General features: G+C 73.7%; 1 protein-coding gene. It reads left to right on the top strand.

The annotated features are described in order from the left end of the window. The first annotated feature begins 86 nt into the window (after positions 1 to 86). Positions 87 to 1,847: an ABC transporter transmembrane domain-containing protein gene (locus tag HW577_RS24280; protein ID WP_198378671.1), complete on the top strand. Its 1,761-nt coding sequence runs from the start codon at positions 87 to 89 to the stop codon at positions 1,845 to 1,847. Positions 1,848 to 1,961: the final 114 nt, after the last annotated feature.

Here is a 1,961-nt window from a genome sequence, read left to right on the forward strand (position 1 = left end):
TTGCGCGCCGTGGGCGGTCGCGCTGCGCGCTCCCGGATCGCGCCGGCGCGCGATCCGCGGTGTGGCGCCGGTGGCTGAGGGGGCGCATGGCCGATAGCGCCGCGGCGCGTCCGCGCAGCGTGGCCGCGCTGCGCCTGCTGCTGCCCTTCCTTCGCCCCTATCTGGCGCGCGCGGCGGGGGCGGCCGGCGCGCTGATCGCCGCCGCCGCGCTGACGCTCGCGGTGGGTCAGGGGCTCAGGCACATCATCGACGACGGCTTCACCGGCGGGCCCGGCGCGCTGAACCAGGCGGCGCTGGTGATGGGCGGGATCGTCGCGGGGCTCGGGATCGCGACCTCGCTGCGCTACTACCTCGTCAGCTGGCTCGGGGAACGCGTCGCGGCGGATCTGCGCGCGGCGGTCTTCGACCACCTGACACGGCTCGACGCCACCTTCTACGACACGGCACGCACCGGCGACCTGATGTCGCGCCTGACGGCGGATGTCGCGCTGCTGCAGTCGCTGATCGGCTCGGCCGTCTCGATGGGGCTGCGCAACGCGCTGACCGGCATCGGCGCCTTTGCCATGCTCGTGCTGACCAGCCCGAAGCTCGCCGGCATCATGGCGGTGGTCGTGCCGCTCGTGGTGCTGCCGATGATCGCCTTCGGGCGGCGCGAGAGGCGGCTGTCCAAGATCTCGCAGGAACGCATCGCCGACCTCGCGGCGCGGGCCGAGGAAGCGATAAACGCCATGCGCACCGTCCAGGCCTTCACGCAGGAGGATGCGGAGCGCCGGCGCTACGGCGCGGAGTCGGAACGCTCCGTCCAGGCGGCGCTGAAGCGTGTGGCGAACCGCACCGTGCTGATCCTCTCCGTCATCCTGCTCGGCTTCGGCGCCATCACCTTCGCGCTGTGGGTCGGCGGGCAGGACGTGATCGCGGGGCGCATGACCGGCGGGGACCTGACCGCCTTCGTCTTCTACGCCGTGATGCTGGCGAGCGCGGGGGCCACCGTCAGCGAATTGTGGGGCGAGATCCAGCGCGCCGCCGCGGCGGCCGACCGGCTGGGCGAGATCCTCGTCGTGCGCCCGGCCATCGCCGCGCCGGCCGCGCCCACGGCCCTGCCGCCGCCGCAGGGCCGCGTCGTCTTCCGCGACGTCACTTTCCGCTACCCCTCGCGGCCCGAGACGAAGGCACTCGACGGCTTCACGCTCGATGTGGCGCCGGGGGAGACCGTCGCGCTGGTCGGCCCCTCGGGCGCGGGCAAGACGACGGTGCTTACCCTGCTGCAGCGCTTCCACGACCCAGACGACGGCGCGGTGCTGCTCGATGGCATCGACATCGCGCAGGCGAGCCCGCAGGAGGTGCGCGCGCGCCTCGGCGTCGTGCCGCAGGATGCGGTGATCTTCGGCGCGAGCGTGGCCGACAACATCCGCTACGGCCGGCCCGAGGCGAGCGACGCCGAGGTCGCGGCCGCGGCCGAGGCCGCCTCCGCCGCTGGCTTCATCGCCGCCCTGCCGGAAGGCTTCGCGACGCATCTCGGCGCGCGGGGCGTCACGCTGTCCGGCGGGCAGCGCCAGCGCATCGCCATCGCGCGCGCCATCCTGCGCGATCCGCCCGTGCTGCTGCTGGACGAGGCGACGAGCGCGCTGGACGCCGAAAGCGAGCACGCGGTGCAGCAGGCGCTCGCACGGCTGACGACGGGGCGCACCACCATCGTCGTGGCGCATCGGCTCGCAACCGTCCGGCGCGCGGACCGGATCGTCGTCATGGAGGCCGGGCGCATCGTCGCGACCGGCACGCATGAGGCGCTGCTCGCCGAGGGCGGGCTCTATGCGCGGCTCGCCGCCCTGCAGTTCACGGATGCCTGAAGGCGGGGAGGGCGCCGCCCTCCCCGGACCCCACCCGCCAGAGGCCGAAAGGCCTCTGGACACCCGCACCTGGGAATTTCCGGCGCAACGAAATCCTGGTTTCCAAAGGCCTTT

The sequence above is a fragment of the Neoroseomonas rubea genome, assembly GCF_016106015.1.
Taxonomy (GTDB): Bacteria; Pseudomonadota; Alphaproteobacteria; order Acetobacterales; family Acetobacteraceae; genus Neoroseomonas; species Neoroseomonas rubea.